This is a genomic window from Campylobacter concisus, assembly GCF_902460625.1.
GTDB lineage: Bacteria > Campylobacterota > Campylobacteria > Campylobacterales > Campylobacteraceae > Campylobacter_A > Campylobacter_A concisus_AD.
In genome coordinates, this window is sequence record NZ_CABPUT010000017.1 from 1 (window position 1) to 4,732 (window position 4,732).

The window sequence follows — 4,732 nt, forward strand, 5'->3', positions numbered from 1 at the left end:
TACAAACTTATAGTTAAGTTTTACTAGGTAAGCAATTTTCTAACGCGGAAATAATTTAATTTTATATAAAGATATTCAAAAAATAATGTTAAACAATAATAAAAAATTTATAATTATCTATAAGTAGTGGCGGACAGAGAGGGATTTGAACCCTCGAGCCCCGATTAAGAGCTGCACCCTTAGCAGGGGTGTGGTTTCAGCCACTCACCCATCTGTCCATAAAAAGAAATCGCATTATAATTGAAGGCCGCTGATATCTTGCTTAAATTTACATTTCACAATTGCAGACCTCAGATAGAAAATCTAAAAATAAAAATTTGCAAATTTAATCCTTCCAAAGCTACCATTTTAGCTTGGCTTTGTCTAGGTGCGGCGTATTGGCGTAGTAGCAAATCATACGATAAAACATATAAAAACGCCTATCGCTACCGCGACCAAACGCCTTTGTGCACTCGAACATCTTGCTATGATCCGCGCCATTTAGTAAAGCGATATCCTTAACCAAGTGCTAGTAGATACGCTTTAGCCGCTCAGCCAACAAGAGGATTTTCTTAAAATCACTCAAATTTAGTTCCTCACTTCGCTTTGATGTCATCTTCACGCAACATTTTGTAAAAAAGCTTAGTTAAAAACCACTTCACACAAGTTCAAATTTTAAATTTGCTCCAAAATTCGTTCACAAATTTCTCTTGGATTCGCATTTTCGTAAATCGGCCTACCAACAACGATAAAATCACTACCCTCTTGCTTTGCGCTCACTAAGTTTGCTACTCTTTTTTGATCTCCAGCACTCTCGCCAAAAGGCCTAACACCAGGGCAAAGAGTGATAAATTTCTCATTTGTTACATCTTTGATGAGCTTACTTTCAAAAACAGAACAGACCATTCCATCAAGCCCTGCTTCAAAACTCATCTGGCTAAATTTTCTAACAGCTCTTGCGATCGTATCGTTATAAACAGTGTCAAATTCGCTTTCACTAAAGCTAGTAAGTGCCGATACTGCGAGCACGAAAGGACGGCTCCCAAGACCAGCTAGCCTATCCATAACTGTTTTCATCGCACGTTCACCAGCGCTAGCATGCACATTTATCATATCTACGCCGATTTTTGAGACTACTTCGGCCGCATCCGCCATCGTATTTGGTATATCATAGAGCTTTAGATCAAGGAAAATTTTAAAATTTCCAAGTCCTTTTAGCTCTTCTATAAATTTTGCCCCATCCCTAAGATAGCTTCTAAGCCCTACTTTTAGCCAAAGATCAAGCCCTTTTAGCTCGCGAGCAAGAGCTAAATTCTCTTCACGACTAGCCATATCAAGTGCGACACAGAGCCTCACAGATCGCCCTTTAACTTATCAAGTACACCGTTTATAAATTTTGGTGCCTGATCACTTCCAAGTTCTTTCGCAAGCTCGATCGCTTCGTTTATGATGACAGCCTTATCAGTTTGGCTAAATTTCATCTCATAAAGCCCAAGTCTAAGAATGGCAAGCTCAGTCGCACCAACCTTGTTAAAATCGCCATCTTTTAGATATGGCTTTAAAATTTCATCTAGTTTTTCTTTATTTGCGAGCACCTCTTTAAAGGTCTGCTGCGCCTCATGTTTACGCTCGTTTCTTATCTTTTTCTCTTCTAGAAATTCCTCTTCAAATGCAGCAGTTACCGGATTTATCTCATTTGAGTAGAGCAGCGAAACGACGGCCTGCCTAACCTGATGACGAGTCGCCATTTTACGCCTCCAAATTTTTATATAAGCTTAGCATCTCGATCACGCCTGTCATCGCTTCAAAGCCCTTGTTTCCGGCCTTTGAGCCCGCTCTCTCGATGGCTTGCTCGATGCTATCGACCGTTAACACGCCAAATGTCACAGGTTTGCCGTATTTTAGCGTGACGTTTGCGATGCCCTTTGTAGTCTCGGCACTAACGTAGTCAAAGTGAGGCGTAGAGCCGCGGATCACCGCACCCACGCAGCAAACGGCGTCAAATTTACCGCTGGCTAGCGCCTTTTCGAGCGCCATGGGTATCTCAAACGCGCCCGGCACCAAAATGAGGCTCAAATTCGCCTCGTCGCCACCGTGGCGCAAAAACGCGTCCCTCGCGCCCTCGACCAGCCTATCGGTGATGATGTGGTTAAATCTAGCGCCCACTATGGCGACCTTCTCACCGCCTTTTAGAGCCAAATTTCCTTCGATTATTTTCATTAATTTCTCCTTAGATTTTCGCCTAGTTTATCAAAATCTTATTTAAACTAAAGCTAATATCTAATCTCAAAAGAAACGCTAAAATTTCTACCCGGAGCAGTATATCGCTCAAGTCCGGTACCATCAAATTTTACATAGCTTTGATTGCCGTTATATCTAAGCTGTCTTAAATTTTCCCAAGTGGAATACTCTTTGTTAAAAATATTAAACACACCTGCATTGATACTGAAATTTTTGCTGATCTTATAACCCATAGTTAAGTCAAAGACAAAATAGCTTTTACTTAGGAATTTATGTGATTCTGGCTGAGTTGTGCCAGTCACTTTGCCTGTATCTCTATCGACGATTATCTGAGAAAAATTTGGTGGTATTTTTGAAACCGCATCTTTTGCCTTTTTGGCTGCTACAAATTTGCTAGTTAATAAGAGATCAAATTTATTATCACTATATCCGAGCCCAACTACTGCTGTAAACGGCTGAATAGCCATAAGTGAAGTCCCATCATTTTTTTTGCCGCGCGCATAAGTCGCCTTTAAGCTTGCGTATAAATTTTCACTTAAATTTAGTGCATTCCCATTTACACGTGAATTTAGTTCCAAGCCTTTGACGGTGGCTCTACCGACATTTACATGTTTAAAATCGAGACTTTTTTTACTGTATTTTTTTACAAGCTCCCATGTATCAAAATCAAGTTCTTCTATCTCATCAATACCAACATCATAATCAGTATCAATAAAATCTCTATATTTAGAATAAAAAGCACTAAAAGCAAGTGCATAACTCTGACTTGACGACAATAAACTTACTTCATGATTAAAGGCTTTTTCTGGTTTTAGCTCCAAATTTCTAACATATCTTGTACTATCCCTAGGTGTATCAAAATACATCTCCTCCACTCTTGGTGCACGAAAACCGGTACTAAACGCATAGTTAACACTCACATTGTTATTTATATTATATTGGGCTCCTGCATTGTAAGTAATAGCTTTAAATTTGCTATTTTTAAGATATGGCGTAGCCACCATTTTATATCCTGCACCAGAGGCAATATTTGCTTGCTTGGGTTTATAAACATATCTATCAAGTCTAACTCCATAATTTAGACTTAAGACTTCGTTTAAGCCCATATCGTCACCCAGAAAAGCATATTCAAGAGTGCTTTTTACTGGCTGAGCAAAGGTTACGTCCGTTGCCTTAACCGGCTTAAAAGGATTTGCTGGATCTACGATAAAACCACTACCGCTCCATTTTGTATTAAAACTTTGTCTAAGTTGTAAATTTTTATTTTTAAAGGTAGAGATATGCCTACCAAGACCAAAACTCAAGATGTGAGAAAATTTACCTGCATTAATGTCACCACTCATGCCGCTTATATCGAACTGTTTTTTATCTTGAAAAAATTCATAGCTATCTTTTTGATCAAAACTTGAGTTGTATTGCATGTCGTTTGGATAGTTTGCATGATATCTTGTGAAATTTGACCTCTGCTGCACTCTTTGCTTATAAAAGCTTACCTTTAAATTACTTAGTAAAGCATCATGGTCTGGCACAAACTCATAGTAAATTCCATATCTTTTATAAGGGATGCTATCTCTTGTTTGCTTTCTATTAAGTGTTGCGGTGCTATTACTCTTCTCTTCGGTAAAATAGTTTTGCCTAAAGTCTTCATAGGATGTATTTATAAAATGCGAGTCAACCCTATAGCCAAATTTCATCAAATTTGAGTGCGTGCGAAATCTCACATCATCGGGTAAAATTCTACCAAAAGAGCAAAGTTCTGGGTATTTATCTGCCAAATACGAATCCTCTATACTAGTCCCCATTCCACAAAATGGCACATCATCCAACTTACCGCTGTAAAAATTTTTTGTCTGTTTGCCACGCTTGTACGTGTGCTGAAACAGTGTTTCGATCCCGCCTGCTTTTACGCCTGCACCTGCAACTTGTCTAAATTCACTATTTTTTGATGCATATGCGCTTTTGCTATAAAAACCAACATTTTGCCCATCCCTTACAAAGTCATCAACATTTTTTGTCTGCATACTAACGCTACCACCGATCGCACCGCTACCTTTGTTTAATGAATTTGCACCTTTTATAAATTCTACACTGCTTATGTTTTCAAGCTCGGTGCTGTTTCGGTTTCCATTTAAAATCCCTAAAATATTGTGAGAGCGGGGCATAAAACTCTCAACGGCTTCCATTCCGTCTATTTTTAAAGAAACCCTATCACTATCTACACCTCGTATAGCATATCCATTATTACCACTTCTACCACCTTCTGTAACAGTTACGCCAGTTTCGTTTCGCACAAGATCTCGCTCAGAGAAAATTTGACCCTTTTTTAACTCGCTTTTACTAAGCTCTGTTTTTTTCGATGATATACCAGCCGCACTTACAACAACACCTTCTAGTAGCAGATCTTGCGATGCAAAGACAAAGCTGGATGCCATACTAGATACAAACAAAATTCTACAAATTCTCATAAAATCTCCTTGAATTTAAAACTAGTTTGAAAGTGTATTGCTATTTG

Annotated in this window: 5 protein-coding genes and 1 tRNA gene; all 6 read right to left on the reverse strand. The window is 38.8% G+C overall.

From position 1 onward, the window contains the following. Nucleotides 1-127: 127 nt before the first annotated feature. A tRNA-Ser gene (locus F3G69_RS09030) sits at nucleotides 128-218 on the reverse strand. A 122-nt stretch (nucleotides 219-340) separates the two neighbouring features. Beyond that, on the reverse strand, nucleotides 341-505 hold the full coding sequence (locus tag F3G69_RS09035) for a hypothetical protein (RefSeq protein WP_180997288.1): 165 nt from the start codon (nucleotides 503-505) through the stop codon (nucleotides 341-343). A gap of 149 nt (nucleotides 506-654) precedes the next feature. Next, a complete protein-coding gene (pyrF, locus tag F3G69_RS09040; RefSeq protein ID WP_103600309.1) occupies nucleotides 655-1,335 on the reverse strand; it encodes an orotidine-5'-phosphate decarboxylase in 681 nt (226 codons plus the stop codon). Continuing rightward, nucleotides 1,332-1,727, reverse strand: coding sequence for a transcription antitermination factor NusB (gene nusB / locus F3G69_RS09045; protein ID WP_103576414.1), 396 nt, complete (start codon nucleotides 1,725-1,727; stop codon nucleotides 1,332-1,334). The genes pyrF and nusB overlap by 4 nt, the downstream gene beginning before the upstream one ends. 1 nt (nucleotide 1,728) lies before the next feature. Next, entirely contained in the window at nucleotides 1,729-2,199 is a 471-nt protein-coding gene (gene ribH / locus F3G69_RS09050; RefSeq protein WP_021090940.1) for a 6,7-dimethyl-8-ribityllumazine synthase, read from the reverse strand. 53 nt (nucleotides 2,200-2,252) lie between these two features. Further along, nucleotides 2,253-4,685 carry a TonB-dependent hemoglobin/transferrin/lactoferrin family receptor gene (locus F3G69_RS09055; protein ID WP_149715045.1) on the reverse strand — a complete coding sequence of 811 codons (2,433 nt, stop codon included), beginning with the start codon at nucleotides 4,683-4,685 and terminating at the stop codon, nucleotides 2,253-2,255. Nucleotides 4,686-4,732: the final 47 nt, after the last annotated feature.